The organism is Streptomyces sp. KL109B (genome assembly GCF_030766935.1).
In the GTDB taxonomy this organism is placed as follows: domain Bacteria; phylum Actinomycetota; class Actinomycetes; order Streptomycetales; family Streptomycetaceae; genus Streptomyces.
Window position 1 is genome coordinate 378,397 of record NZ_JASERL010000004.1, and the last position, 26,878, is coordinate 405,274.

At 70.6% G+C, this 26,878-nt stretch carries 20 protein-coding genes and 1 pseudogene; 11 read left to right on the forward strand and 10 right to left on the reverse strand.

Annotation, left to right across the window (positions count from 1 at the left end; genetic code table 11):
- Positions 1-87: 87 nt before the first annotated feature.
- From RBJ65_RS16350 to RBJ65_RS16360, 3 genes are all read right to left on the reverse strand, one after another.
- Positions 88-1,587, reverse strand: coding sequence for a von Willebrand factor type A domain-containing protein (locus RBJ65_RS16350; RefSeq protein ID WP_306320480.1), 1,500 nt, complete (start codon positions 1,585-1,587; stop codon positions 88-90).
- Between the two features lie 120 nt (positions 1,588-1,707).
- On the reverse strand, positions 1,708-2,598 hold the full coding sequence (locus RBJ65_RS16355; RefSeq protein WP_306320479.1) for an ABC transporter permease: 891 nt from the start codon (positions 2,596-2,598) through the stop codon (positions 1,708-1,710).
- A complete protein-coding gene (locus tag RBJ65_RS16360; protein WP_306320478.1) occupies positions 2,595-5,345 on the reverse strand; it encodes an alpha/beta fold hydrolase in 2,751 nt (916 codons plus the stop codon). The genes RBJ65_RS16355 and RBJ65_RS16360 overlap by 4 nt, the downstream gene beginning before the upstream one ends.
- 116 nt (positions 5,346-5,461) lie before the next feature.
- Between RBJ65_RS16360 and RBJ65_RS16365 the strand changes: the two genes are divergently transcribed.
- The 7 genes from RBJ65_RS16365 to RBJ65_RS16395 all read left to right on the forward strand — a co-directional run bounded on the left by RBJ65_RS16365 (position 5,462) and on the right by RBJ65_RS16395 (position 13,448).
- Complete coding sequence (locus RBJ65_RS16365; RefSeq protein WP_306320477.1) at positions 5,462-5,902, forward strand: GNAT family N-acetyltransferase; 441 nt, start codon at positions 5,462-5,464, stop codon at positions 5,900-5,902.
- A gap of 275 nt (positions 5,903-6,177) precedes the next feature.
- Complete coding sequence (locus RBJ65_RS16370; protein WP_306320476.1) at positions 6,178-7,479, forward strand: ABC transporter substrate-binding protein; 1,302 nt, start codon at positions 6,178-6,180, stop codon at positions 7,477-7,479.
- A 72-nt stretch (positions 7,480-7,551) separates the two neighbouring features.
- A complete protein-coding gene (locus RBJ65_RS16375) occupies positions 7,552-8,520 on the forward strand; it encodes a carbohydrate ABC transporter permease (protein WP_306320475.1) in 969 nt (322 codons plus the stop codon).
- Between the two features lie 2 nt (positions 8,521-8,522).
- Positions 8,523-9,380: a carbohydrate ABC transporter permease gene (locus RBJ65_RS16380; protein WP_306320474.1), complete on the forward strand. Its 858-nt coding sequence runs from the start codon at positions 8,523-8,525 to the stop codon at positions 9,378-9,380.
- A 912-nt stretch (positions 9,381-10,292) separates the two neighbouring features.
- Positions 10,293-11,330, forward strand: coding sequence for a LacI family DNA-binding transcriptional regulator (locus RBJ65_RS16385; protein WP_306320473.1), 1,038 nt, complete (start codon positions 10,293-10,295; stop codon positions 11,328-11,330).
- Positions 11,331-11,334: 4 nt separating this feature from the next.
- A complete protein-coding gene (locus RBJ65_RS16390) occupies positions 11,335-12,657 on the forward strand; it encodes a Gfo/Idh/MocA family protein (protein ID WP_306320472.1) in 1,323 nt (440 codons plus the stop codon).
- A 191-nt stretch (positions 12,658-12,848) separates the two neighbouring features.
- Complete coding sequence (locus tag RBJ65_RS16395; RefSeq protein WP_306320471.1) at positions 12,849-13,448, forward strand: Uma2 family endonuclease; 600 nt, start codon at positions 12,849-12,851, stop codon at positions 13,446-13,448.
- 155 nt (positions 13,449-13,603) lie between these two features.
- On the opposite strand, the gene RBJ65_RS16400 is transcribed toward RBJ65_RS16395, so the two are convergent.
- From RBJ65_RS16400 to iolC, 6 genes and pseudogenes are all read right to left on the reverse strand, one after another.
- On the reverse strand, positions 13,604-15,019 hold the full coding sequence (locus RBJ65_RS16400; protein ID WP_306320470.1) for an APC family permease: 1,416 nt from the start codon (positions 15,017-15,019) through the stop codon (positions 13,604-13,606).
- 320 nt (positions 15,020-15,339) lie between these two features.
- Positions 15,340-16,848 carry a CoA-acylating methylmalonate-semialdehyde dehydrogenase gene (gene mmsA / locus RBJ65_RS16405; protein ID WP_306320469.1) on the reverse strand — a complete coding sequence of 503 codons (1,509 nt, stop codon included), beginning with the start codon at positions 16,846-16,848 and terminating at the stop codon, positions 15,340-15,342.
- A gap of 66 nt (positions 16,849-16,914) precedes the next feature.
- A complete protein-coding gene (gene iolD / locus RBJ65_RS16410) occupies positions 16,915-18,801 on the reverse strand; it encodes a 3D-(3,5/4)-trihydroxycyclohexane-1,2-dione acylhydrolase (decyclizing) (protein WP_306320468.1) in 1,887 nt (628 codons plus the stop codon).
- Entirely contained in the window at positions 18,798-19,610 is an 813-nt protein-coding gene (gene iolB / locus RBJ65_RS16415; protein ID WP_306320467.1) for a 5-deoxy-glucuronate isomerase, read from the reverse strand. Before iolB ends, iolD begins: the two co-directional genes overlap by 4 nt.
- 26 nt (positions 19,611-19,636) lie before the next feature.
- A complete protein-coding gene (locus RBJ65_RS42105; protein WP_372342331.1) occupies positions 19,637-20,641 on the reverse strand; it encodes a deoxyribose-phosphate aldolase in 1,005 nt (334 codons plus the stop codon).
- A 375-nt stretch (positions 20,642-21,016) separates the two neighbouring features.
- Positions 21,017-22,009 (reverse strand): annotated as a pseudogene (gene iolC / locus RBJ65_RS16420) (5-dehydro-2-deoxygluconokinase); the annotation flags it as partial.
- A 149-nt stretch (positions 22,010-22,158) separates the two neighbouring features.
- Between iolC and RBJ65_RS16425 the strand changes: the two are divergent.
- The 4 genes from RBJ65_RS16425 (at position 22,159) to RBJ65_RS16440 (ending at position 24,975) form a co-directional block, all read left to right on the forward strand.
- Positions 22,159-23,061: a sugar phosphate isomerase/epimerase gene (locus tag RBJ65_RS16425; protein ID WP_306320466.1), complete on the forward strand. Its 903-nt coding sequence runs from the start codon at positions 22,159-22,161 to the stop codon at positions 23,059-23,061.
- A 234-nt stretch (positions 23,062-23,295) separates the two neighbouring features.
- Positions 23,296-23,493, forward strand: a complete 198-nt coding sequence (locus RBJ65_RS16430) for an AlpA family transcriptional regulator (protein ID WP_306320465.1) — start codon at positions 23,296-23,298, stop codon at positions 23,491-23,493.
- 164 nt (positions 23,494-23,657) lie between these two features.
- Entirely contained in the window at positions 23,658-24,605 is a 948-nt protein-coding gene (locus RBJ65_RS16435; protein WP_306320464.1) for a PrsW family intramembrane metalloprotease, read from the forward strand.
- Positions 24,606-24,657: 52 nt separating this feature from the next.
- Complete coding sequence (locus tag RBJ65_RS16440; protein ID WP_306320463.1) at positions 24,658-24,975, forward strand: heavy-metal-associated domain-containing protein; 318 nt, start codon at positions 24,658-24,660, stop codon at positions 24,973-24,975.
- Between the two features lie 585 nt (positions 24,976-25,560).
- On the opposite strand, the gene RBJ65_RS16445 is transcribed toward RBJ65_RS16440, so the two are convergent.
- Positions 25,561-26,871 (reverse strand): citrate synthase, encoded by a 1,311-nt coding sequence (locus RBJ65_RS16445; protein ID WP_306320462.1) that lies wholly within the window; start codon positions 26,869-26,871, stop codon positions 25,561-25,563.
- Between the last annotated feature and the right edge of the window lie 7 nt (positions 26,872-26,878).

The window sequence follows — 26,878 nt, forward strand, 5'->3', positions numbered from 1 at the left end:
GTGACGCGGAACTGCAGCGGGCCTGGGGAAAGACGTCACAGTCCGTCGCGGGACCCGCGACGCCGACGGCCGGCCACTCGGGGCTCCTCAGTCGCCCAGCTGCCGGGCCCGCCGCACCGCGTCCGCCAGTTCCCGCACGTCCGCGTCCTCGGTGGTCGACGCCAACTCCGCTACGTATCCGGAGAGTTGGCGGAGTGACGGCGCGCCGGGGAGCGGGTCCTGTGCGGTGGCGTTCAGGTGGTTGGCGAAGTAGCCGGCCGCCGCGGCGACGCGCAGGCGGGGCGGTGTGGCGGGTGACCAGAGGGGGCGGGCGAGGTCGGAGGCGGACACGGCGCCGTGGGCCTCGCGCGGGGAGCGGCTCTCCGGGTCGAGCCAGCGGACCGTGGCCCGAGCCACCTCGCCCTCCGCCCCCTCGCGGAGCTTGACCGCGTAGAGGGCCGTCACCGTGTGGCCGGGGCCGACCTCGCCGCCGTCGACGCGGTCGTCACGGAAGTCGTCGTCCGCGACGCGGCGGTTGTCGTAGCCGAGGAGGCGGAAGCCGGTGACCTTGTCCTCGTCGAATTCGACCTGCGCCTTGGCGTCGCGGGCCCTCAACTGGACGTTCGCCGGGAGCTGTTCGGTGAAGACCTTCCTGGCATCGGCGGGCGTCGAGATGTACGTGGTGTGGCCGTCGCCCTTGTCCGCGAGGCGTTCCATGAGCGCGTCGCCGTAGTCGCTGCCGACGCCCACCCCGAAGAGCGTGATGCCGTGCTCGCGGCGGGCGTCCGCGATGCGTTCGAGGATGGTGTCGGCCGAGGTGGCGCCGGTGTTGGCGAGGGCGTCGGAGAGGAGGACGACGCGGTTCGTGGCGCCCTGCCTCGCCCCCTTCACGGCCGTCTCGTAGCCGGTCGTGACACCCGCTTCCAGGTTGGTGGAGTCGGTGGGTTCGAGGGTGTCGACGGCGGACTTGACCGTGTCCCTGGTCTCGCCGTCGCGGGGGCCGAGGCGGGTCATCGGGAGGACCGTGCGCGCCTCGTCGCTGAAGGTGACCAGGGCGATCGAGTCGTCCGCGTCGAGTTGGTCGGTGAGCGTGGCGAGGGACTCCCGGACCAGGTCGAGGCGGCCCGCCTCCGCCATGGAGCCGGAGATGTCGACCACGAAGGTGAGCGCCGCGGGCGGGCGGTCGCCGGACGCCGGGGCCTGCGCCGTCGCCAGGCCCACCCGCATCAGGCGCCAGCCGTCGTCGCCGGTGCGGGCGCCGTCCACCGTCACCGAGAAGCCGTTGCCCTTCGGGCGCGGGTAGCCCTGGCGGAAGCTGTTCACGAACTCCTCGGGGCGCACCGAGCGCGGCTCCGGCAGCCGCCCCGCGCCGAGGCTGCGGCGCGCGTACCCGTACGAGGCGGTGTCCACGTCCAGGGCGAAGGTGGAGCGGCGGTCCCCCTCCCCCACGGTGCCCGACGGGGCGGCCGGTTTGTCGGCGCCGGAGCCGCGGCTCACCTTCCGGTTCGCCTGGTCCGCCGAGCCGCCGGGCCCGCCGCACGCCGTGAGCAACAGCCCGCCGACGAGCAGCGCGGCGCCCAATGCCTGCTTTCCCTGCGTCAGTCTCATGTGACCTGTGACGCACGGGGCCGCCGGAAGGAGCGCTCGAATGTGTTGCGGCCGGGTCCCGAACCGGTCACGCGATACGGAAGTCGCCCCTCCCACAGGGCCCGCCCGGCCCCAACTCCCCTACGAGACCACGTCCTTCCTCGCGAACCCCCGGAACGCCAGCGCGAACAGCACCACCGCGTACGCCACCGACACCGAAGCCCCCTGGATCATTCCGCCCCACTCGGGCTGCGTCTGGATCGCGTCCGCCCACGCGAACTGCCAGTGCGCGGGCAGGAAGTCGCGCCAGTCGCCGAGCGCGGTGACCGCGTCGAGGACGTTGCCGACGATGGTCAGGAAGACCGCGCCGCCGACCGCGCCCAGCGGGTTGTCCGTCTTGGTGGACAGCCAGAACGCGAGGCCCGCCGTGACCAGTTGGGAGACGAAGACGAACGCGACGATCAGCAGCAGCCGCTGCACCGCCGTGCCAGCCGGCAGCGCCCCGCCGGTCGGTATCTCCAGCGGCCCCCAGCCGTACGCCACCGCCCCGACGCCGAGCGCCACCAGCGGAAGCAGCAGCATCGCGGCGAGGCTGAGGCCGAACGCGACGGCCAGCTTGGACCACAGCAGCCGGGCCCTCGGCACCGGCGCTGCCAGCAGATAGCGCAGGCTCGACCAGTTCGCCTCGGAGGCGACGGTGTCGCCGAAGAACAGGGCCACCGGGATCACCAGTAGGAAGCCCGCCGACACGAACAGGGTCGTCGCCGCGAAGTTCGCCGCCGACGCGGTGGCGGTGTCCATCAGGTTCACCCGCTGCCCGCCCTCGCCCCCGCCGCTGCCCGGCTCGCCGCCGATGGCGAACGCGGCGACGAGCACGAACGGCAGCAGCGCCAGCACGGCGCCCATGACGAGCGTGCGCCGCCGCTTCACCTGCCGTACGAGCTCCACGCGCAGCGGAAGCGTGCGGGCGGGGCGGTAGCCGTGGGCGCGCTCGGGTACGCCGGGGTCGCGTGTCGTGGTGTCGGTCGTCATGCCGACGCACCTCCGATCAGGGTCAGGAACGCGTCCTCCAGGCGCCGGTGCGGGCCCATGGAGCGCACCGGTACGTCGAGGCGGACCAGCTCGGCGAGGAGCCGGGCGGCCGGGTCCCTCTCTTGGGACGCCGGGTCCCCCTCCCGGGACGAGGTGTCCGGTTCCGGTACGAGGCGGACCAGCAGCCCGTCCTCGACCGTCCCCACGGAGGCGACCCCGGCGAGGCCGCTCACCTTCTCCACGAGCGCGTCGGAGACCTCACCGGCGACGCCGACGAGCAGCGTGTCGCCGGAGCCGACGATGTCCGCGACGGGGCCCGCCTGGACGAGCCGGCCGCGGTCCATGACCACGAGGTGCGTGCAGGTCTGCTCGACCTCGGCGAGGAGGTGGCTGGAGACGATGACCGTGCGGCCACCGCGCGCGTAGCGGATCATCACCTCGCGCATCTCGCGGATCTGCGGCGGGTCGAGCCCGTTCGTCGGCTCGTCGAGGATGAGCAGCTCCGGCAGGCCGAGCATGGCCTGCGCGATGGCGAGGCGCTGGCGCATGCCCTGCGAGTACGTGCGCACGGCGCGCGCGAGGGCGTCGCCGAGGCCGGCGATCTCCAGGGCCTCGTCGAGGTGCGCGTCCTCGGCGGGGCGGCCTGTGGCCTTCCAGTACAGCTCCAGGTTCTCCCGGCCGGAGAGGTGGGGGAGGAATCCCGCGCCCTCGACGAACGCGCCGACCCGCGACAGCACCGGGGAGCCCGGCCTGATCGCGTGGCCGAAGACCCGGATCTCGCCGCCGTCGGGCCGGATGAGGCCCATCAGCATGCGCAGCGTCGTCGTCTTGCCCGCCCCGTTCGGCCCGAGCAGGCCGAGGACCTGGCCGCGCTCGACGCGGAAGGACAGCTCGCGCACCGCGTACCGGTCGCTGGAGCCCGCGTACTTCTTACTGAGGTCGGTGATCTGGAGCGGGACCTCGGCGAGGGCAGGGTCGGGCGCGGGCGCCGTCGTCCGGCGCCGGGCCGTGAACAGCAGGCCCGCCGCGAGGACCACCGCCCCGGCGGGCAGCCACCACACCCAGCCGGGCAGCGGCGTCGCCGCCGTCTTCACGTCGGGGGCGGTGGGCACGCTCAGGCTCTTGTCGTGCATCGAGACCTGGTACGTGGCGGGCTCGTTCGGCGACGCGTAGCCGAGGTCCGTCGCGGACAGCACGAGCCGCAGCTTGTGGCCCTTCTGCACCTCGTGGTCGACGGCCGGGAGCGTGATCTTCACGTCCTTGCCCGCGCCGTCCGCGCCGGTCACCTTGACCGGCGTGACCAGCTGCGAGGGCAGCACCTGACGCGCCCCGTCGGGACCGGCGTCGTACACCTTCGCGAACAGGACGGCGGTGCCGCTCGACGACTTCACGTGCGCGGTGACCGTCGGGGAGCCGGTGACGCGCACCGACTTCTTCAGCGGCGCCGAGTCGAAGCGCGCGAACTGGCCGGGGTACTCCAGGGAGAAGCCGCCGCCCAGCGACGCCGACAGGTTCGCGACCTGGCCGAGGCCCGGCACCGAGGAGATCGACGGCGGCCCGCCGCCCGGCGGGTTCTGGAAGGTCTCCGTCGCCGACTTCAGCGGCACCCGCACCCGCTGCTCGCCGCGCAGGCCCGGGTACAGGTCGCCGCTCGCGCCGCGCAGGGTGGCCGCGCCGTCCGTGGAGTCGACGCCGCCGGTGCGGGTGACGCGGAACGCGGGGCCCGTGTCGACGTTCTCGTCCTTCAGATAGCGGTCGAACCACGACGTGACGCGCTCGTGCAGCCGGTCGACCTCCATGTCGCCGCCGTCGTGCCCGCCGTTCAGCCAGTCGACCTCGACGGGCGCGCCGTTCGCCTTCACGTGGCGCGCTATCTCGTCGGCCTGGGAGAGCGGGAACAGCGAGTCGGTCTGCCCCTGCGCGATGAACGTGGGCACCTTGATGCGGTCGCCGACGGCGACCGGGCTGCGCTCCTCCAGCAGCTTGCGGGCCTCCGCGTCCGGCTTCCCGGAGACGGCGACGCGCTTGTACATGTCGCACAGCTTCTTCTCGAAGCGGCCGCAGGCGAGCCCGGCCTCGCTGGTGCGGGTGCCGAGCTGCGCGGACCCGGAGGTGAAGAAGGCGCCCGCCCACAGCTTCTTGAAGACGCCGTCGGGGAACAGGGCGTCCGCCAGGTTCCAGTACGTGATCTGCGGGGCGACAGCGTCGACCCGCTTGTCGTGGCCCGCCGCGAGCAGCGAGACCGCGCCTCCGTACGAGGCGCCGGTGACGCCCACACGCGGGTCGCCCGGCTTGTCGAGCTCCACTTCCGGGCGCTTGGCGAGCCAATCGATCATCCGCGAGACGTCGGCCACCTCGTGCTTCGGGTCGTTCAGCCCGATCTTGCCGCCGGAGCGGCCGAAGCCGCGGGACGACCAGGTCATGACCGCGTAGCCGTGGGCGGCGAGCTGCTCCGCCTCGGCGCGGACGTCGGCCTTGCTGCCGCCGAAGCCGTGCGTGAGCAGCACGGCGGGCCGCTTGTGCGACGGGTCACCCGCCGTGAAGTACGAGGTGTCGATGCGCACCCCGCCGCCCATCGGCATCATCCGGTCCTGCCGGTGCACGGTGGATCCGCCGCCGGAGTCCGACGCCACCGCCGTCCAGCCGGCCGCTGTCCCCGCGAGCACCACGAAGGCCGCCACGACGGCGATCCACCGTCGCGGCCACCCGCGTACCCGCTCGCGCCACACGCGCCGTCGAAAAAACATGCGTCAACGGTAGGCGCCAGCGCTGACAACCACCGCATCCGGTGGTCGGAGCGCGGGCACCTCCCGTGGGCGTACGGGGGCCTTGCCGCGTACCGCGTTCGTGGTAGGACGCGGGCATGAGCCACGACCGTGAGACCCACCACAGTGACATCCGTCGCGCACGCACCGTCGACGAGCTGGTCGCCGCGGGACCGCTCTTCGACTCTCCTACGCGGCCGGACGCGGCCCGCGAATTCCTGGAGGCGCCCGGCCACCACCTGTTCCTGGCGTACGCCGACGGCGAGGAGCCGGTCGGCTTCATCAGTGGGGTGGAGACGATCCACCCCGACAAGGGCCGCGAAATGTTCCTCTACGAACTGGAGGTCGCGGAGCCGTATCGGAGGCGGGGGATCGGGCGGGCGTTGATCGGGGAGTTGGTGGGGGTGGCGCGGGAGCGGGGGTGCTACGACGTGTGGGTGGGGGTGGACGTGGACAACGTGGTGGCGCTTTCGACGTATCGCGCCGCGGGTGGGGTGGAGGACGGCGCCTGCACCGTCATCACGTGGCCCCTCGGGTGACGCCCACCGTCCTCCCACGCCACGGGGCTCCGCCCCGGACCCCCGCGCCTCAAGCGCTGGCGGGGCTTGATTGTGGTCAGGCTGTCATTGCCGAACCAGCCCCCGGCATTCTGCGAGCGCTCGCAAGGAAGCGTCAAGAGGGCGTGCAGGTAGAGGAGTTGGCGGGAACGGGGGCCTCCGGAAAAGGGTGCGCGAACCATTGACCGGGCTGCGAGCGCATGCAAGCGTCCCTCCACACGACCGCCCCCACCACCGAGCCGCCGTGGAGGCCCCCTATGGGCAGCGCCGCCCCCTCCCGTCGCACCACCCTGTCCGCCCTGCTCGCCTCCGGCCTCGGCGCCGCGCTCACCGCCTGCGGCGGACCCTCGCGGTCCGTCGGGGCGGGCGGCGCCGTGACGCTGCGGTACTTCTTCTGGGGCGACAGCGGCAGGGCCGACCTGATCAACAAGTGCATAGCCGTCTTCGAGCGCGAGAACCCGAAGATCAAGGTGAAGACGAGCTTCGCCGCGTTCGACGCGTTCTGGCCCAAGCTCAGCACCGCCGCCGCGGGCGGCAACCCGCCCGACGTGATGCACGTCGACTACGCCTGGGTCCGCACCCTCGGCGAACACGGCGTACTCGCCGACCTCGGCCCGCACACCGGCCCCGGCAAGGAGATCGACGCCTCGACCGTCGTCCACTCGCTGCGCACGGCGGGCGAGGTGGACGGCCGCCGCGTCGCGCTCCCGCTCGGCCAGAACTGCGTATCGCTGATGTACGACGCCGAGGTGTGGGCCAAGGCCGGTGCGAGGAAGCCGAGTTCGCGGATGAGCTGGGACGCGTTCATGGAGCAGTCCCTCAAGGTGACCCAGTACGGCAGACGCCACGGCACACCCGTGCAGTTCGGCATGGACAACCCCGCCCAGAACTACCTCGGCGTCGAACTGTGGCTGCGCCAACAGGGCCTGCGGATGTGGACCGACAAGGGCGCACTCGGCTTCGAACGCGACGACATGCGCCGCTACTTCACCCTCGCCGACACCTGGCGCAAGGAAGGCGCGCTCGCCGGCCCCGGCGCCGTACTCGAATCGCTGCCCGGCTTCCCCATCACCACCCGCAGGGCCGCCTCGTACCTGGAGTGGGACAACCAGGTCGGCGGCCGCAGCGACATGCGCGGCAGCACCCTCTCCCTCGCCACGGTCCCCGGCGACACCGGCCGCTCCGGCATCTACGCCAAGCCGGGCATGCTGATCGCGGCCGCCGCGCAGAGCCCGTACCTCAGCGAGAGCGCCCGGTTCCTCAACTTCATGATCAATGACCGGCGGGTGGCGAAGATCCTCGGCACCAACATCGGCATGCCGCCCACCACGAGCCAGCAGGGCGCGGCCGACACCTCCGACCCGAAGGTCCGCCAGGTCCAGGTGTACGAGGAGCAGGTGGCCAGGACGCTGGCGACGACCCCGCCGCCGCCCGCCGACGGCGGCGCGTCCCTCAACACGTATCTGATGCGCGTCGCCGAGAAGCTCTTCTACGGCCGGATCTCCGTGGACCAGGCAGTGGACCTCTACTTCGACCAGTCGGAAGTCGTCCTCGCCTGACAGGAGCGGACACGACCGGACCCGCCACGCCCCTCCTCCACGCCCCTCCCTCCGAAAACGTACGGAGTCCGCATGGCCTCTACGACGACGACCGACGCCGCGATACCCCGCGCACGCCGCGGCGACTCCCCCACGACCACCCCCGCCAAGCGCCGCCGGGGCGCGGGCGACCGCTCCGCGTACGTCTTCCTCACCCCGTGGATGATCGGCGCGGCCGTGCTGACGCTCGGCCCGATGCTGTTCTCGCTCTACATGTCGTTCACGGACTACAACCTGTTCGACGCGCCGCGCTGGATCGGCCTCGACAACTACAAGCGGATCCTGTTCGACGACCCCGAGGTCAGGGACACGGTCGGCGTGACGCTGCTGTACGTGGTCGTCGCGACGCCGCTCAAGCTGGCCGCCGCCCTCGGTGTGGCCCTGCTCCTCCACACCCGGCGCAAGGGCCGCAACTTCTACCGGGCCGCCTTCTACATGCCGTCCCTGATCGGCGCGAGCGTCGGCGCCGCCATCGTGTGGCGGCTGCTGTTCTCCACCGGCAGCGTCGTCGACCAGTTCCTGGGGACCTTCGGGATCCATACAGGCGGCTGGATCTCCAACCCCGACTGGTCGCTGATGTCGCTCGTCGCGCTGTCCGTCTGGCAGTTCGGCGCGCCGATGGTGATCTTCCTGGCGGCGCTGCAACAGATCCCGCGCGATCTGTTCGAGGCGGCGGAGATCGACGGGGCGGGCCCCTGGCGCCGCTTCGTCTCCGTCACCGTGCCGATGCTGTCCCCGGTCATCTTCTTCAACCTGGTCCTGGAGATGGTGCACGCCTTCCAGATGTTCAACTCGGCGTTCGTGCTCTCCAACGGCACCGGCGGCCCGGCGGGCTCCACCCACGTGTACTCGATGTACCTGTACGAACTCGGCTTCAACGACTTCCGGATGGGTTACGCGGCGGCCCTGACCTGGGTGCTGCTGCTGGTCGTCGGCGCGATCACCGCGCTGCTCTTCAAGACTTCGGGCCGCTGGGTCCACTACGCGGGCGAGGAGAAGTGACGATGACCTCGACGACGACTACGAATACGGCTTCCGCGCGTTCGACCCTGTGGCACGTCGGCGCGATCGCGCTGCTGCTGGTCCTGCTCTACCCGGTCGTGTGGGTGTTCACGGCGTCCGTGAAGCCCGCCGACGAGATCATCTCCAGCTTCAACCTGCTGCCATCGAAGGTGAGTTGGAGCGGCTTCGGCACGGCCCTCGACGGCATCGCCGAGGTCCCGGCGTGGCACTTCTTCACCAACTCCCTCGTCCTCGCGGTCGGTTCGGTCATCGGCAACGTACTGTCGTGCTCGATCGCCGCGTACGCCTTCGCGCGGCTGCGGTTCCGGGGGCGCGGGCCGATGTTCGCGGTGATGATCGGCACGATCCTGCTGCCGACGCACCTCCTCCTCATCCCGCAGTACACGATGTTCCAGAAGGTCGGCCTCGTCGACACGTACGTGCCGCTGCTGCTGGGCAAGTTCCTCGCCACGGACGCGTTCTTCGTGTTCCTGATGGTGCAGTTCGTACGCAACCTGCCGCGCAGCCTCGACGAGGCGGCGCTCATCGACGGCTGCGGGCACTTCCGGATCTTCGGCCACATCGTGCTTCCGCTGCTGCGGCCCGCGCTCATCACCACCGCGATCTTCACCTTCATCTGGTCCTGGAACGACTTCTTCGCGCCGCTGGTCTACCTCCAGTCGCCGGAGAAGTATCCGCTGCCGGTGGCGTTGCGGCTGTTCGTCGACTCGACGAGCAGTCAGGACTACGGGGCGATGCTCGGCATGTCGGTGCTCTCGCTGCTGCCGGTGATCGCGTTCTTCGTGGCGTTCCAGCGGCTGTTGATCGAGGGGGCGGCGACGTCCGGGATGAAGGGGTGAGCGGCATGGCTACGACCGCGCGGCGGGACACCCAGTACGGGGAGCGGTTCACGCTCTTCGCGGAGGTGTTGTGGATCGGGGTGCTGGTGGCGGCGGGGTCGCTGTTCGTCGTCACGTGGCCGGCGGCGATGGCGGCGGGGTGTGCGGCGGTACGGCGGTGTGTGCCGGACGGGCCCTCCTCCGGTACGGCGCGGAGGTTTGCGGCGGATTGGCGGGCAGCGCTTCCTGGTGGGGTGCGGGTGGGGGTGGCGGGTCTCGCGGCGCTGGCGTTCCTCGGCGCGGATCTGCGGCTGGCCGCGACGGGGGGCGCTCCGCTGTTCGGCGGGTTGGTGGTTGTGGTTGGCGGGGTGGTCGGGGCGGTGGTGGTGTACCAGGTCCGGATGGCGGCGGGGTGGTCGTCGACGGGGCGGTGGGCGCGGCCGCGGCGGGATCCACGGGGTGGGGTGATGCTCGGTGGGGCGGTGTTGGTGTCGGCCGTGTGCGTCTGGCAGTTGTCGATCCTCGCGCCCCTGGTCCTTGGCATCCTGGCCCTCGCCGCAGTCGCGGTCGACCACCGCAACCCCCGGGGCTCCGCCCCGGACCCCGCTGCTCAATCGCCGCAGGGGCTTGATTTGCCCGGCCACCCCGCCCCCTCAACGCCGAAGAGGCTTGAGTTCGCCGACATTTCAGGGGCACGAGGAACCACGCAAACCCCCAACACGACGCAACCAATCGACGAAAACCCAGCCACACCAGGGGCGCGGGGAACTGCGCAAACCCCCAGCACGACAGGACCCGTCGACGAAAACCCGGCCACACCAGGGGCGCGGGGAACTGCGCAATCGCCCGGCGCGACGGGAGTCGCCAGCGGGGCCGGACCGGCTACGACGCGCACGCGCACGCGCAAGAAACGACCACGTGAAGGGATACGTCATGCGTAACGCCGACCGGCCACCCGGCACCGGCACCGGCACCGGCACCGGCACCGGCGCCGCCGAAGTCGCCGCCGCGGCCGGAGTATCCCCCTCCACGGTGAGCCGCTGCTTCGCCTCCCCGCACCAGGTGCGGCCAGAGACAAGGGCCCGGGTCCTCGCGGCAGCGGAACGCCTCGGCTACCGTCCGAACCCCGTCGCCCGCTCACTCGCCGAGGGACGAACCCGCACGCTCGGCCTCATCGTCCCCGACATCGCCAACCCGTTCTTCGCCGTGATCGTGAAGGCCGTACAGGCCCGCGCCCGCCGCAAGGACTACGCCGTGTTCCTCTCGGACACCGACGAAAACCCGGAGGACGAGTACGAGTTGGCGCTCACCCTGGCCCGCCAGGTCGACGGCCTGCTGCTCGTCGCCCCGAGGATGGAAGGGGCCCGGCTCGGCGAAGTCGTACGGCAGGTGCCGAGCGTCGCCGTGAATCGGAGCGTGTCAGGCGTGCCGTCCGTGGTCGCGCCCAGCGAGGACGGACTGCGCCAGGCCGTGGCGCACCTGCACGCCCTCGGCCACCGCCACCTCGCCCTCATCCTGGGGGCCCGCAACTCCTGGTCGAGCGAGCAGCGCGGCCACGCCGTCCGGTACGCGGCCGAGCAACTGGAGCTGAAGGTAACCGAGTTCGGCCCGCACGAGCCCAAGTTCCACACGGGTACGCAGGTCGCCGACCTTGCCCTCGCCGCAGGCGCCACCGCGATCGTCGCGCACAACGACCTGATGGCGCTCGGCGTCCTGTCCCGCCTCGCCGACCGCGGCGTCCGCGTACCCGACGACGTCAGCGTGGTCGGCGCCGACGACACCCTCCTGGCAACCACGGCGACCCCGGCCCTGACCTCCGTCCGCATCCCCCTCGACGCACTCGGCGAACGCGCCGTCGACCTGATGCTGCGCCGCCTCGACGACCCGGACCGCGTACCCGAACAGCTCTCCCTGGACAGCGAGTTGATAGTCCGACGCTCCACGGGCCCTGCCCCGCGAAAGGAATCCTGACGCCATGCAGCGACGCGCCGCGATCATCGGCACCGGCCACCGTGCCCAGATGTACACGAAGGCCCTGGGCACCCGCCCCCACTACGACGTGGCCCTCCTCGCCGACCCCAGCCCCACCCGTATCGCCCACCACAACCGGCTGCTCGGCTCGCTCGGCGCGCAGGAGGCGGCCGCCTGCGCCCCGTCCGACTTCGCGGCAGCGCTGCGTACGCACCGGATCGACGAGGTCGTCGTCACCACCGTCGACGCGACCCACCACACGTACATCAACACGGCGCTGGAGGCAGGCTGCCGCGTGGTGACGGAAAAGCCGATGACGACGGACGCGACGAAGTGCCGGTCGATCCTGAACACGGTGGAGAAGACCGGCGGCGAGTTGTCGGTCGGCTTCAACTACCGCTACAACCCCGCCCACGAGAAGGTCTGGCAACTCCTCCACGACGGCGCGATCGGCGACATCCGCTCGGTGCACTTCGAATGGCTCCTCGACGTCCGCCACGGCGCCGACTACTTCCGCCGCTGGCACCGCGAGAAGGACCACAGCGGCGGCCTCCTCGTCCACAAGTCCGGCCACCACTTCGACCTCGTCAACTGGTGGCTGGGCGCGGCCCCTTCACGCGTGTACGCGGAGGGCGGCCTCGTCTTCTACGGCCGTGCCAACGGGGAGCGGACCGGCCTCCGTCGCGACTATGTGCGGGCGCACGGCGCGACGGAGGCCGCCGCCGACCCGTACGCGATCCATCTCGCCGACGACCCGAACCTGAAGTCCTTGTACGTGGACGCGGAGGCGGCCGGCGACTCCGACTACGTACGCGACCGGAACGTCTTCGGTGACGCCATCGACGTCGAGGACGACCTGTCGGTCCTCGTCCGGTACGACTCCGGGGCCACGATGACGTACCACCTCACGGCGTACTCGCCGTGGGAGGGGTACCGGGTGATGTTCAACGGGACCGGTGGACGCCTTGAGCTGGAGGTCGAGGAAAACACCTGGCAACCGCCCCGCGTCACCCCCGGCGGCGAGAGCGCGTCCCACGGCGGCGTGGTCATGGACCGCCCCGGCCGCACGTCGATCCTCCTCCGCCCCCTGTGGGAGGCCCCGCGCGACATCCCGTACGAGAAGTCCGCGGGCACCCACGGCGGCGGCGACCTGCGCATGCTGAAGGAACTCTTCGGCCCGCTGGGAGACGGCAGCGACGAGGGCGCGACCCCGGCGGCGGGCAAGGGCGCAACCGCGCGCGACGGAGCGCTTGCGCTTGCGGTGGGGGTCGCAGGGAACGAATCGCTGGCGACGGGTGGGCCGGTGGAGACAGTCGGATTGTGGTGACCGAGGTGGTCACCTGGAGCGACGAGTCCGGGCGTGGACCGGCGATCGTCGAGGCACTGGCCGTGCGGTGGGGGTGGCGGTGTACGAGCCAGGTAGGGCTCGCCGTATGGGCCGAGATCACGACCGGGCCGGTTCAGCGGTGACGTGCCCGCCCCGCACCGTCCCGGCCATACTGGTGGGCGGGAGGTCCCATGACACGGCAGCAGACCCTGTACCGGCAGCTGCGCGACCGGCGAAACCGCCTCACGCCGCCGCCCGGCCTCGCCTGGCCCGAGATCAGTGACGGGAAGATCGTCATGATGATGAGTCCGCGCCCCCGGCATCAGTTGACGGCGACGCGGGTGCGCGACCAGCTGAGCGGTCAGCTCACACCAGAACTCGGAGTGTTCGAAGCCACCGACACCGACGACGAGGAACTGGGCAAGCTGCGCATCCCGGATCTGCACGTGTGCGCGTACGCGGCCATGGAGACGGACGACCCACTGGACCCGCGCGAGATCGCCCTGGCGATCGAGATCGTCTCACCGTCCAACCCCGAGAACGACTACGAGGACAAGGCCCGCGACTACCCCGCCATGGGCATCCCGCACTATCTGATCCTCGACCCGCGTGACGGGACGTGGACGTACCAGTGGGAGATCGGGCGGCTCGCCGGGCGTCCCGCCTACGAGAACCGGCTGCACCTCCCGTACGGCAAGCACGTCACCGTCACCACCGAATACGGAACCTGGACGATCGCGACCGACGGCCTGCCCCGATACAGCGCCAAGGACATGGGGCTCACGCCGTAGCAACCTGTCCGTAGCCCTGGCCAAGCACCCTGGTCCGGCCCACTGTGACGGCTTTCCCCAGTTCGTTCGCGGTTCCGGGGCACAGACCGGGCCGGTGGCCACTGACGGCGCCGGGATGCCCAGCACCCCGGCGCCTCAGCCCCCCACTCAACCCCTTACGCCGCCTCCTCCTCCGGCACCGACACCAGCCACCGCGTCTCCTGCCGCGGCCGCAGGTACAGCGCCCAGTACAGCGTCGCGACCGCCATGATGCCGCCCGTCCACAGCAGGTACGTGACCTCCTGCTCGACGAGGATGTAGAGCATCACCGCGATCAGGACCACGGGAATCCCCGGCCACAGCGGCATCCGCCAGGCCGTCCGCTCCTTGTGGGCGCCGCGGCGGGCGAAGAGGGCGGCGACGGCGACCAGCAGGTACATGCCGGTGACGGAGACGCCCGTCACGCCGTACAGGGTGTCGAGGTTGACGAAGCAGAGCGCCGCGCCGGGCACGCCGACGACCAGCGTCGCGACCCACGGGGAGCCGAAGCGGCCGAGGCGGGAGAGGGCCTGGTTGACCGGGCCGGGCCAGGCCTTGTCGCGGGCCGAGGCGAAGAGCACCCGCGAGTTCTGGATGACCATGACGATGCCGGCGTTGATGATGGCGAGCGCGACGCACAGCGAGACGAACGTGCCGACCGCCGAGTTCGACCAGGCCACCACCATGGTGCTGATGTCGCCCGAGGTGAGCGCCGACAGGTCCTTGGCGCCCATGGTGATCGCGACGACCGGGATCAGGATGATGACGGAGGAGATCGCGAGCGTGGCGAGGACGGTGCGGGCCACGGACTTGCGCGGGTTCTCCAGTTCCTCCGAGAGGTAGACGGCGGTCGAGAAGCCCTGCGTGACGAAGAGGGCGATGGCGAGGCCGGAGACGACGAGCATGCCGGTCACGGCGTCCGTGTGGCCGCCGCCGCCCGCGACCTGCATCGAGCCGAGCGAGTCGATGCCGCGCTCGGAGTGCGCGAAGCCGAGGACCGCGACGAGGGCCGCCGCGATGACCTCAAGGACGAGGAAGATGCCGGTGATCCACGCGTTGGCCCGCAGGTCGAGCAGGCCCGCCAGGGTGGACAGGAGCATCACGCCCGCGCCCGTCATCGCCGGGTCCAGGTGGATCACCGGCTCCAGGTAGTCGGCCGTGCCCATCGCGATCACCGGCGGCACGATGAACACGACCAGCAGGGACAGCACGAAGACCAGCCAGCCCGCGAGGCGTCCGGCGAGCGTCGACACCATCGCGTACTCGCCGCCCGCGCTGGGGATGAGGGTGCCAAGCTCCGAGTAGAGGAAGGCCACGCCGATGCAGATCAGCGAGCCGATCGCGATGGTGAGGGCGGTGGCGGTGCCGAGGGACCCGAAGAGGTCGGGGACGACGACGAAGAGGGAGGAGGCGGGCGTCACGCAGGACAGCGTGAGCAGGGTGCCTCCGACGACACCGATGGAACGCTTGAGCTTCTGAGCCTGGGGGGCCGCCGCTTGGGGATCCGCCTCTGGCGGGGTCTGGGCGGAGACGGGACGAAGCGTGTCGGTCATGTATCGGTGTCCGATCGACTCGTGCGGCAGGGCGGCGCCATGCAACCTCGTCGATATCCGAACGTCAACGCCTGTTTTCCTTCGGAATCCGCAGCTCCGATTCCATCAACTGCGCGCGATTCTTCAGGAGTTCGCAAAGTTTACCGGGATAGACGCAGCGACTCCCGTAAATGACCTTCGTATCCAAGGTCATTACGGGAGTCGACCTACGCCGCCCGGTTCATCCCCTACGTAGGGGATCCGCAGCCGGAGCGCGGAAGTTCACAGCGAACTGTCCGTACTCCGGACGCGGCGAGGGCGGCTCAGTGGCCTCAGTGGCCTCAGTGGTTGCTCGGGAAGCCCAGGTCCACACCGGCCGGGGCGTCCGCCGGGTCCGGCCAGCGGGTCGTGACGACCTTGCCGCGGGTGTAGAAGTGCGTGCCGTCGTTGCCGTAGATGTGGTGGTCGCCGAAGAGGCTGTCCTTCCAGCCACCGAAGGAGTGGTAGCCCACCGGGACCGGGATCGGGACGTTCACGCCGACCATGCCGGCCTCGATCTCCAGCTGGAAGCGGCGGGCCGCGCCGCCGTCCCGCGTGAAGATCGCGGTGCCGTTGCCGAACGGCGACGCGTTCATGAGGGCCACGCCCTCCTCGTACGTCTCCGTGCGCAGCACGCACAGGACCGGACCGAAGATCTCGTCCTGGTACGCCTTGGCGGTCGTCGGGACGTTGTCGAGCAGCGACAGGCCGACCCAGTGGCCGTTCTCGAAGCCGGGGACCGTGTACTCGCTGCCGTCGAGGACGACCTCGCAGCCCTCGGCCGCCGCGCCCTTCACGTACGAAGCGACCTTGTCGCGGTGGGCGGCCGTGATGAGCGGGCCCATCTCGGACGTCGGGTCGTTGCCGGGACCGATCTTGATCTTCTCGGCGCGCTCCTTGATCTTCGCGACGAGCTCGTCACCGGCCGAACCGACCGCGACGACGGCCGAGATGGCCATGCACCGCTCGCCCGCCGAGCCGTACGCGGCGGACACGGCGGCGTCGGCGGCCGCGTCCAGGTCGGCGTCCGGCAGCACCAGCATGTGGTTCTTGGCGCCGCCGAGGGCCTGTACGCGCTTGCCGTTGGCGGAGGCCGTGGCGTGGATGTGGCGGGCGATCGGGGTCGAGCCCACGAAGGAGACGGCCGCGACGTCCGGGTGCTCCAGGAGGCGGTCGACGGCGACCTTGTCGCCGTGCAGGACGTTGAAGACGCCGTCGGGCAGGCCGGCCTCGGAGAGCAGCTCGGCGATCTTGACGGAGGCCGAGGGGTCCTTCTCGGACGGCTTCAGGACGAAGGTGTTGCCGGTCGCGATGGCGATCGGGAACATCCACATCGGCACCATGGCCGGGAAGTTGAACGGCGTGATGCCCGCGACGACACCCAGCGGCTGCCGGATCGAGGAGACGTCCACGTTGGTGGCGACCTGCGTCGACAGCTCGCCCTTCAGCTGTACGTTGATGCCGCAGGCCAGGTCGACGATCTCCAGGCCGCGCGCCACCTCGCCCAGCGCGTCGGAGTGCACCTTGCCGTGCTCGGCGGTGATCAGCTCGGCGATCGCGTCACGATTGGCGTCGAGCAGCGCGCGGAACCGGAAGAGGATCTCGGTGCGCTTGGCGAGCGAGGACCGGCCCCACGACTTGTACGCCTCCTTGGCGGTGGCGACGGCCGTGTCCACCTCCTCGACCGAGGCGAAGTCGACCTGCGTGGTGACGGCGCCGGTCGCCGGGTCGGTCACCGGGCCGTGATTGCCCGAGGTGCCCTCGACGGTCTTGCCGCCGATCCAGTGGTGGACCAACTTCGTGTCAGACATAACGGGCAACTCCTGTGACGGCTACGTACGTGTCAGAGGTCGTACTGGTTCTGAGGTGGTGCTTGTTCAGAGATGGCGGCGCCGGGTCGCGGCGTGCCGGTCGTACTCCTCGCGGGCCTTGACCGCGGCGCTGCGCTCCGCCGTCTCGGCCACAGGCACATCCCACCACGCCTGCGCCGGGGGCGGGCCCGACACTGTGTCTGCCGTTTCGGTCTCCACGTAGACACATGTGGGACGGGTGGCGGCGCGCGCGGCGGCGAGGGCTTCGCGCAGGTCACGTACGGTCTTGGCGCGGTGCACGGTCATTCCGAGGCTGGCCGCGTTGGCGGCGAGATCGACGGGCAGCGGGGCGCCGGTGTACGCGCCCGCGTCCCCCGCGAGCCGGTACTGCGTGGCGAAGCCCTCGGCGCCGACGGAGGCCGAAAGACCGCCGATGGACGCGTACCCGTGGTTCTGCAGAATGACCACCTTGACGGGAATATCCTCCTGCACGGCGGTGACGATCTCCGTCGGCAGCATCAGATACGTGCCGTCCCCGACGAGCGCCCACACGGGCCGCCCTGGCGCGGCGAGCGCGACGCCGATCGAGGCGGGGATCTCGTACCCCATGCAGGAGTACCCGTACTCGACGTGGTACTGGTCGCGGGAGCGGGCCCGCCACAGCTTGTGCAGATCGCCGGGGAGCGAGCCCGCGGCGTTGATGAGGATGTCGTCGCCGGTCACCAACTCGTCGAGCAGACCGAGGACTTGGGCCTGTGTCGGGCGTACGAGATCGTCGTCGGCTGCGAAGCAGGCGTCGACGCGGTGCTCCCAGCGCTCCTTGTCCTCGGTGTACTCGGTTACGTATCCGGGCTCGGCGCGGTACGTCCCGCCGAGCGCCTCGCGCAGTGCGACGAGGCCCGTGCGCGCGTCGGCGACGAGCGGCGACGCGGCCAGCTTGTGGGCGTCGAAGGCGGCGACGTTCAGGTTCAGGAAGCGCACGTCGGGGTTTGCGAAGAGGGTGGCGGACGCGGTCGTGAAGTCCGTGTACCGGGTGCCGACGCCGATCACCAGGTCGGCGGTGCGGGCGAGTTCGTCCGCGGTGTCGGTGCCGGTGTGCCCGATGCCGCCGACGTCGGCGGGGTGGTCGTGGCGCAGCGAGCCCTTGCCGGCCTGGGTGGCGGCGACGGGGATGCGAGTGGCGTCGGCGAAGTCCGCGAGGGCCCCCTCGGCGCCGCTGTGGTGGACGCCGCCACCGGCGATCAGGAGCGGGCGGCGCGCACGCTTCAACTCTCGTACGGCCGCGGCCAGTTCATCGACATCGGGCGCTGGGCGCCGCACGCCCCACACCCGCTCCCGGAAGAACTCCTCCGGCCAGTCGTACGCTTCCGCCTGGACGTCCTGCGGCAGCGCGAGGGTGACGGCGCCGGTGTCGACGGGGTCGGTGAGCACGCGCATGGCCTGGAGGGCGGCGGGGATCAGCCGCTCGGGCCGCTCGACCCGGTCGAAGAACTTCGACACCGGCCGCAGGCAGTCGTTGACCGACACATCGCCCGCGTACGGGACTTCGAGCTGTTGCAGCACGGGGTCGGCGGGCCGGGTCGCGAACACGTCGCCGGGCAGCAGGAGTACGGGCAGGTGGTTGATGGTGGCGAGGGCGGCGCCCGTGACGAGGTTGGTGGCGCCGGGCCCGATGGAGGTGGTGACGGCGTGCGCGGACAGCCGGTCGCACTGGCGGGCGTAGCCGACGGCGGCGTGCACCATGGCCTGCTCGTTGCGGCCCTGGTGGAAGGGCATGCCGTCGCCGTACTGGAGCAGTGCCTGCCCGAGTCCGGCTACGTTGCCGTGGCCGAAGATGCCCCAAGTGGCGCCGATCAGGCGGTGTTTGGCGCCGTCGCGCTCCGTGTACTGCTGGGAGAGGAAGCGGACGAGGGCCTGGGCGACGGTGAGCCGTACCGTTCGGTTCGTCGTCATCGGTATCCCTCCGTGACGTGATCGGGGTGGAAGCAGATCCTCCACTCCCGCTCGTCCCCCGGTCCGGCCATCACATTCAGGTAGTACATGGCGTGTCCCGGCTGGGCGATGGACGGGCCGTGCCAGCCGTCGGGGACGAGCACGGTGTCGCCCGAGCGGACCTCGGCGAGGAGGTCGGTGCCGCCGGGCCTGGACGAGGACACGCGCTGATATCCGTATCCGCCCGGCGGTCCCTCGATCTCGAAGTAGTAGATCTCCTCAAGCAGCGACTCGACCCCCGGCCGGTGCTCGTCGTGCTTGTGCGGCGGGTACGAGGACCAGTTGCCGCCCGGGGTGATCACCTCGACTGCGATCAGCTGGTCGCAGTCGAAGGCGTCGGCGGCGGCGAAGTTGCGCACCTGGCGGGCGCTGACGCCGCCGCCCCTGTCCTCGACGGAAACCTCCGGCGCGGGGCCGTAGCGGACGGGGAGTCGTCGCCCGCATTTCGCTCCTGCCAGGGCGAACCGGCCTCCCGCACCGGAGGAGATCTCCACGCTGGTGTCTCGCGGCACGTACGCGAAGTCGCTCACACCACTGAATACGCTGCCCCTGCCCGAGAGTTCGATGTTCATCCCTTCCGCGCGGACGGAACATCCGCCGGAGAGCGGCAGCACGATCCACTCGCTCTCGCCGGTGTCGAAGGTATGCGGGTCCTGCCCGGCCCGCAGCTCCAGAATCCGCAGCCCGGCGCGGGCCCAGCCGACCTTGTCGGGGTCGACGGACAGGGCGTAGGGGCCGTCGGTGGCACTGCCGCGTGGAAGATGCGTCATCCCTCTACTCTCCTCCTCCTGTCCCGCTACGTGTCCGAGCGCGCGCCGCGCAGCAGGCCGACGGCCGTGTCGACGGCGCCAGCGACATCCCCGTCTTCCGGGTACAGCAGCGAACGCCCCACCACAAGGCCCCGCACGGTGGGCAGCCGCAGCGCCACCCGCCACCGCTCGTACACGGCCTCCTGGTCGCCGTCCTTGATGTCACCGCCGAGCAGCACGGTGGGCAGGGAGGAGGCGGCCAGGACCCGGGCCATGTCGTCGGGGTCGTCGGTGACGGGGACCTTCAGCCAGGTGTACGCGGAGGTGCCGCCGAGTCCGGAGGCGACGGCGATCGACGTGATGACGCTCTCGGGGCTCAAGTCGGGGCGCAGCAGGCCGGTTTCGGGGTCGCGGCGGGTCAGGAACGGTTCGACGAACACGGGGAGCCGGCGCGCGGCCATGGCATCGACGGCCCGCGCGGCGGCCTCCAACGTCCGCACGGACCCGCCCCCGGGATCGTCATAGTCGAGCCGCAGCAACAACTTCCCGGCATCGAATCCGAACCGCTCCAAGTCCTCCGCCCGATACCCGGTGAACCGGTCGTCGAGCTCGAACGAAGCCCCCGCGAGCCCACCCCTGTTCATCGACCCGACGACGACCTTCCCCTCCAACGCCCCCAGCAGCAACAGGTCCTCGACGACATCGGCGGACGCCAGCACCCCGTCCACCCCCGGCCGCCCCAACGCGACACACAACCGCCGCAACAGATCCCCCCGGTCAGCCATCGCCAACCCCCGCTCCCCGACCCCGAGCGCCCCTCTGGCCGGATGATCCGCCGCCACAATCATCAACCGCCCACCCTTTGCCACCAGCCCCCGCCGCTCCCGCCTCCGAGCCGCCTCCTCCACACCCTCCGGCCCCTCGGCCCGCACCCTCGCCAACCACCCGAGCCCCGGCTCCACCCCTTGACCCCACTCACTCCCCCGCTGACCCCACTCACTCCCCCGCCCAGCTCCCACCCTCCCGCCCCCTCCGGGGGCTCCCGCTCGCATCCCCCCACCCGTGACGGCCGACACCTCCCGACTCGCCCCCTCCACCGCCACCCCCGACTCCCCACCCAACACAGCCGACACCTCCCGACTCGCCCCCTCCACCGCCACCCCCGACTCCCCACCCGACACAGCCGACACCTCCCGACTCGACCCCTCCACCGCCACCCCCGACTCCCCACCCGATGCGGCCGACGCCGCCCGACTCGGGCAATCTGCCGCCAAGGGCGGCAGGGTGGGCAAGGCGGCCCCCGGCGCGGGGCGAGCGCTACGGTCGGCGCCCACCCCGGCACGGCCAGCAGCCCCCGGCGCAGACCGAACGCCACCGCCGACACCCACCCCGGCACAGCCAGCGCCCCCCGGCGCAGGCCCACCCGACACCACCCGCCCCTCGGAGAGCACCCTCTCCACCTCCCCCGCCCCCGGCATCGCCGAAGAGCACTCCAACCGCGACGCCACAATCGCCCCCGCCGCATTCGCGTACCGCATCACCCGCTCCAACCCCCACCCCGCCACCAGCCCCCGACACAACGCCCCACCGAACGCGTCCCCCGCCCCCAACCCGTTCAGCACCTCCACCGGCACCGGCGGAACCTCCACCCGCTCCCCGTCCGCCGTCATCGCCAGCACACCCTCGGGCCCCCGCTTCACCACCGCGAGCCGCACCCCGAGCCGCAACAACTCCCGCGCCGCCGCGACCGGTTCACGCTCCCCGGTGGCGATCTCCACCTCGTCCACATTGCCGACCGCGACCGTCGCATGCCGCAACGCCTCGACGTACAACGGCCGCGCCGCCCCCGGGTCCCGTACGGCCGGATCCCGCCACAGCATCGGCCGCCAGTCGAGATCGAACACCGTGTCCCCGCCCGCCCCCATGACCGCCGCCCGATGCGCCAGCGCACCCAACGTCGCCCCACGACTGGGCTCGGCGCTCAACCCCGTACCGGTCACCCAGAAGACCCGCGCCGCCCCGATCGCGTCCAGGTCCAACTCGTCCGCCGCGATCTCCAGATCGGGCGCCTTCGGCTCGCGGTAGAAGTACAGCGGAAAGTCGTCCGGCGGAAAGATCTCGCAGAACGTGACGGGCGTCGCCAGCCCGTCGACCGGCGTCACCCACCGCTCGTCGACCCCGAACTCCCGCAACTGCTCCCGGAGATACTCGCCGAAGGGGTCCCGCCCGGTCCGACTGATCGTCGCCGTACGCAACCCGAGCCGGGCCGCCGCGGCCGCGACGTTCGACGAGGAGCCGCCGAGGAACTTCCCGAACGCATCCACATCGGAGAGCTTCCGTCCCGCCCGCAGCGGATACAGATCCACCCCGATCCGCCCCATGGTGATCAGGTCGAACTGGTCGAACTGACTGCGGACCATACGGAATCCCTCCGCCACGACATCTTCACGACACGCTCCGAAGCCTTCGCCCGCCAGATCTAGACCCGTCCGAGCCCCCTGTCAACATTTTGTCCTGACATTCGGACCCCGCCTTGACACCCCTCTTTCGGCGCCTTGAGGCTGATTTCATGACGACCTCGCCCGCGCGCATCCGCATCGGCTCGGCCCCCGACTCCTGGGGCGTCTGGTTCCCCGACGACCCGCGGCAGGTCCCGTACGAGCGCTTCCTCGACGAGGTCGCGGAGGCCGGCTACGAGTGGATCGAGCTGGGCCCGTACGGCTATCTGCCGAAGGACCCGCGGGTGCTCGCCGAGGAGACGGGCAGGCGTGGCCTGAAGGTGTCGGCGGGCACGGTCTTCACGGGCCTGCACCACGGCCCGGCCGTCTGGGAGAAGACCTGGGACCACGTGTCCTCGATCGCCGAACTCACCCGGGCCATGGGCGCCCGGCACCTCGTCGTCATCCCGTCCTTCTGGCGCGACGACAAGACCGGCGAGGTCCTTGAGGACTCCCGCCTCAGCGCCGAGCAGTGGCGCCACCTCGCCACCCAGACCGAACGCCTCGGCCGCGAGGTGCAAGGCCGCTACGGCCTGAAGCTGGTCTTCCACCCACACGCCGACACCCACGTCGACACGGAGGAGAACGTCACCCGCCTCCTCGACGCCACCGACCCGGACCTCGTGTCGCTGTGCCTGGACACCGGCCACTACGCGTACTGCGGCGGCGACAGCGTCAAGCTCATCGAGACGTACGGGGAGCGGATCGGCTATCTGCACCTGAAGCAGGTGGACCCGGCGGTGCTCGCCACGGTCCACGAACAGGGCACGCCCTTCGGACCCGCCGTCGCGGACGGCGTGATGTGCGAACCGCCGCGCGGCGTACCGGACTTGCCGCCGGTCCTCGCGGCGGCCGAGAAGCTCGGCGTCGACCTGTTCGCGATCGTCGAACAGGACATGTATCCGTGCGAGCCGGACCGTCCGCTCCCGATCGCCCAGCGCACCCGCCGCTACCTGCGCTCCTGCGGAGCCTGAGGCCCCTGTCCCGTCATGCGCCGGAGCATGCGCCCGTAACGCGCCCCCTTTGCATCACTCACGTCACAAACGCCCCCATCGCGTCACACATGTCAGCCCTACGCGGGTTCTGCGTCACAGCCGTCCCACAGGCCCTCCCTTCTCCCCGGTTCACCTCGTTCTCCGGGCACAGGCTGAGTTGATCACGGCGGCCACCCCCGAGCCGCCGCGAGGCCCGCCAGGGAGGAGCCACCGATGAACGACCGCAGGCTCTGGTCGTACAAGGACATCGCCGCGCACATCCGAGTGCAGCCCGACACCGTCCGCTCGTACCGCAAGCACGGTCTGCTGCCCCCGCCCGACCACGTCGAGTCGGGCAAGCCGTACTGGTACGCCGACACGGTCCGCGCCTGGGTGGCCTCCCGCCCCGGCAACCGGGGCCGCAAGGACTGAGCCCGTGGGCGCCGGACCGAGCCCCGCCGACCATGGCTCGGCCCGGTGCCCGAACTGCGCCACAACGGACCCACCCATAAACTGCGGACAATTCACCCAAAGTGACAGCCGATCACCACCCCCGATCGCCATCCCCGATCACCGGTAATCCGGAGGGAACCGCAGTGACGCAGCCCCAGCAGCCCTTCGGGGCACCCCAGGCCCGTATCCCCCAGCAGCCACCCCCGCCGGGACCACAGATCCGCCCCGGCCTCTGGAAGCGCTGCCTCTGGGGCGGCCTGGCCCTGTGGGCACTGACGGCGATCGTCACGTACGCGACACAGAACACCACCCTGCTTCCCACGCTCATCCTGCTGGGCAGCTTCCTGACCCCGGCGGTCTTCGTGCTCTGGGCGTACGAGCGGCACGGCCGCGACCTGGGCGTGAGCCTGATCCTCGGCTGCTTCCTGGTCGGCGGCATCCTCGGCGTCCTCGGGGCGTCGGTCATGGAGTACTACCTGCTGCACCCCTCGGTGTGGATGTTCGTCGGGGTGGGCCTGATCGAGGAGGCGGTCAAGCTCCTCGCCCTGGTCTACGTACTCCACCGCCACCCGCGCATCAGCGGACTGCGCGCGGGCCTGATCCTCGGCGCCACGGTCGGCTTCGGCTTCGCCGCGTTCGAGAGCGCGGGCTACGCCTTCAACGCGGCGATCACCATGAAGGGCATCGACCTGCGCGCCCTCCTCGAAACAGAGGTGCTGCGCGGCCTCCTCGCCCCCTTCGGCCACGGCCTGTGGACGGCGATCTCGGGAGCGGTGCTGCTCTCCTTCCGCAGGCCCGACGGCCGTTACCGCTTCGCCGCGCCGGTGATCGGCACGTACCTGGGCGTCTCGCTCCTGCACGCCCTCTGGGACTCCATGCACGGCATCGCGATCTGGATCGTGGCCCGCCTCACCACCACCGACCTGGACCGCGCCCTCTTCGCGCAGGGCTACATCCCGAAGCCCACCGACGCGCAGCAGCACCTCTTCACCCTCTTCTCGGTCGGCGGCCTGGCCGTCATCACGCTGCTCGCGCTCACCTGGGTCCGGACACTCGCCCGCCGCGACCCTTCTTGGAAAAATACCCCCTAGGGGTATAGAGTCGGGGCATCAAGACAGCCCCTTCCGCACCAAGGAGTACGCCATGAGCAGCGCCAACACCGAGCTCCCCCAGGTCGCCGACGAGTCGGCCGGCTCCTGCTGCGGCGGCGCCTGCCAGAGCGACAGCGCCGCGCCGGCCGCCGAGGGCGCCGTCACCACCGTCTACGAGGTGAAGGGCATGACCTGTGGCCACTGCGAGGGCGCGGTGCGCGAGGAGATCTCGGAGCTCGCCGGCGTCAGCTCCGTCCAGGCGGTCGCCGCCACCGGCCAGGTCACGGTCGTCTCCGCCGCCCCGCTCGACGAGGAAGCGGTGCGCGCCGCGGTCGACGAGGCGGGGTACGAGCTCGTGGGCCAGTCCTGAGTCACCCAGCAGAAGGCGGGGCCGGACCTGAGGGTCCGGCCCCGCCTTCTGTGCCCTCGCCGGGCAAATTCGCCTAGAGAACTCTGGACCTACACATAATCCCCACGGCACAATTGCAGCACTCCCCCACAGAGGCCGATATCCACATATCAGGCCTCTTGCGTACGCACAGGACATATGCAAGAGACGCAGATCACACGGGGGTGGACGTAACCCTTTGGGGCTCTCGTCAGTCTAAGGAGGCGATGCAGGAACGTCTTGGGGGACGTTTCCGCATCGGAGGGGACCGTCTTGGGGGACGGTTCCAGCAGCGTTGGCCGGGGCACGTGCGCCGGGAAGCTTGAGCGGCCCGCCCGGCGGTACGTGTTCCGGCGGCCTACGCATCACAGACCCCCAGGCCGGATCCCGTGGGGGGAATCCGACCCGGGAAAAGGAAAGCGCCCCGACTGTCGGCCCGTGGGGGGACCGACAGCGGGGCGCTTTCTGCTGCGCAGCTTGATCCGGCGCTTGTTGCGGTGGAGCGGGGTTACGGCTTCGGGGCTCCGCCCCGGACCCCGCTCCTCAATCGCCGGAGGGGCTCGAAAGTCAGCGCTCCTCGACCGGGATGAAGTCGCGCTCGACGACACCCGTGTAGATCTGGCGCGGGCGACCGATACGCGAACCCGGCTCCTTGATCATCTCGTGCCACTGGGCGATCCAGCCCGGCAGCCGCCCAAGCGCGAAGAGCACCGTGAACATCTCGGTCGGGAAGCCCATCGCCCGGTAGATCAGGCCGGTGTAGAAGTCGACGTTCGGGTAGAGCTTGCGCTCGACGAAGTAGTCGTCGGACAGCGCGTGCTCCTCCAGCTTCAGCGCGATGTCGAGCAGCTCGTCGGACTTGCCGAGCGCCGAGAGGACATCGTGCGCCGCCGCCTTGATGATCTTCGCCCGCGGGTCGAAGTTCTTGTAGACGCGGTGCCCGAAGCCCATGAGCTTCACGCCGTCTTCCTTGTTCTTCACCTTGCGGATGAAGGCGTCGACGTCGCCGCCGTCGCGCTGGATGCCCTCGAGCATCTCAAGCACCGACTGGTTGGCGCCACCGTGCAGCGGACCCCACAGCGCGGAGATACCGGCGGAGATCGACGCGAACATGTTGGCCTGCGAGGAGCCGACCAGGCGCACGGTGGACGTCGAGCAGTTCTGCTCGTGGTCCGCGTGCAGGATGAGCAGCTTGTCCAGCGCGTTCACGACGACCGGGTCGAGGTCGTACTCCTGCGCCGGCACGGAGAACGTCATGCGCAGGAAGTTCTCGACGTAGCCGAGGTCGTTGCGCGGGTAGACGAAGGGGTGGCCGATCGACTTCTTGTAGGCGTACGCCGCGATCGTCGGCAGCTTGGCGAGCAGCCGGATCGTGGACAGGTGCCGCTGCTGCTCGTCGAACGGGTTGTGGCTGTCCTGGTAGAAGGTGGACAGCGCGGAGACCACGGAGGACAGCATGGCCATCGGGTGGGCGTCCCGCGGGAAGCCGTCGAAGAACCGCTTCACGTCCTCGTGCAGGAGCGTGTGCCCGGTGATCTCGTTCTTGAAGGTGGAGAGCTCGTCGACCGTCGGGAGCTCGCCATTGATCAGCAGGTAGGCGACCTCGGCGAAGGTGGAGCGCTCGGCCAGCTGCTCGATCGGGTAACCGCGGTAGCGCAGGATGCCCTGCTCACCGTCGAGATAGGTGATCCCCGATTTATACGCGGCGGTGTTGCCGTATCCGCTGTCGAGGGTCACCAGGCCCGTCTGGGCCCGCAGCTTCCCGATGTCGAAGCCCTTGTCGCCCACAGTGCTGTCGATCACCGGGTAGGTGTACTCGTCGTCGCCGTACTGGAGTACTACAGCCTTCTCGTTCTGCTCGCTCACGTCATCCCTCACCGACGTA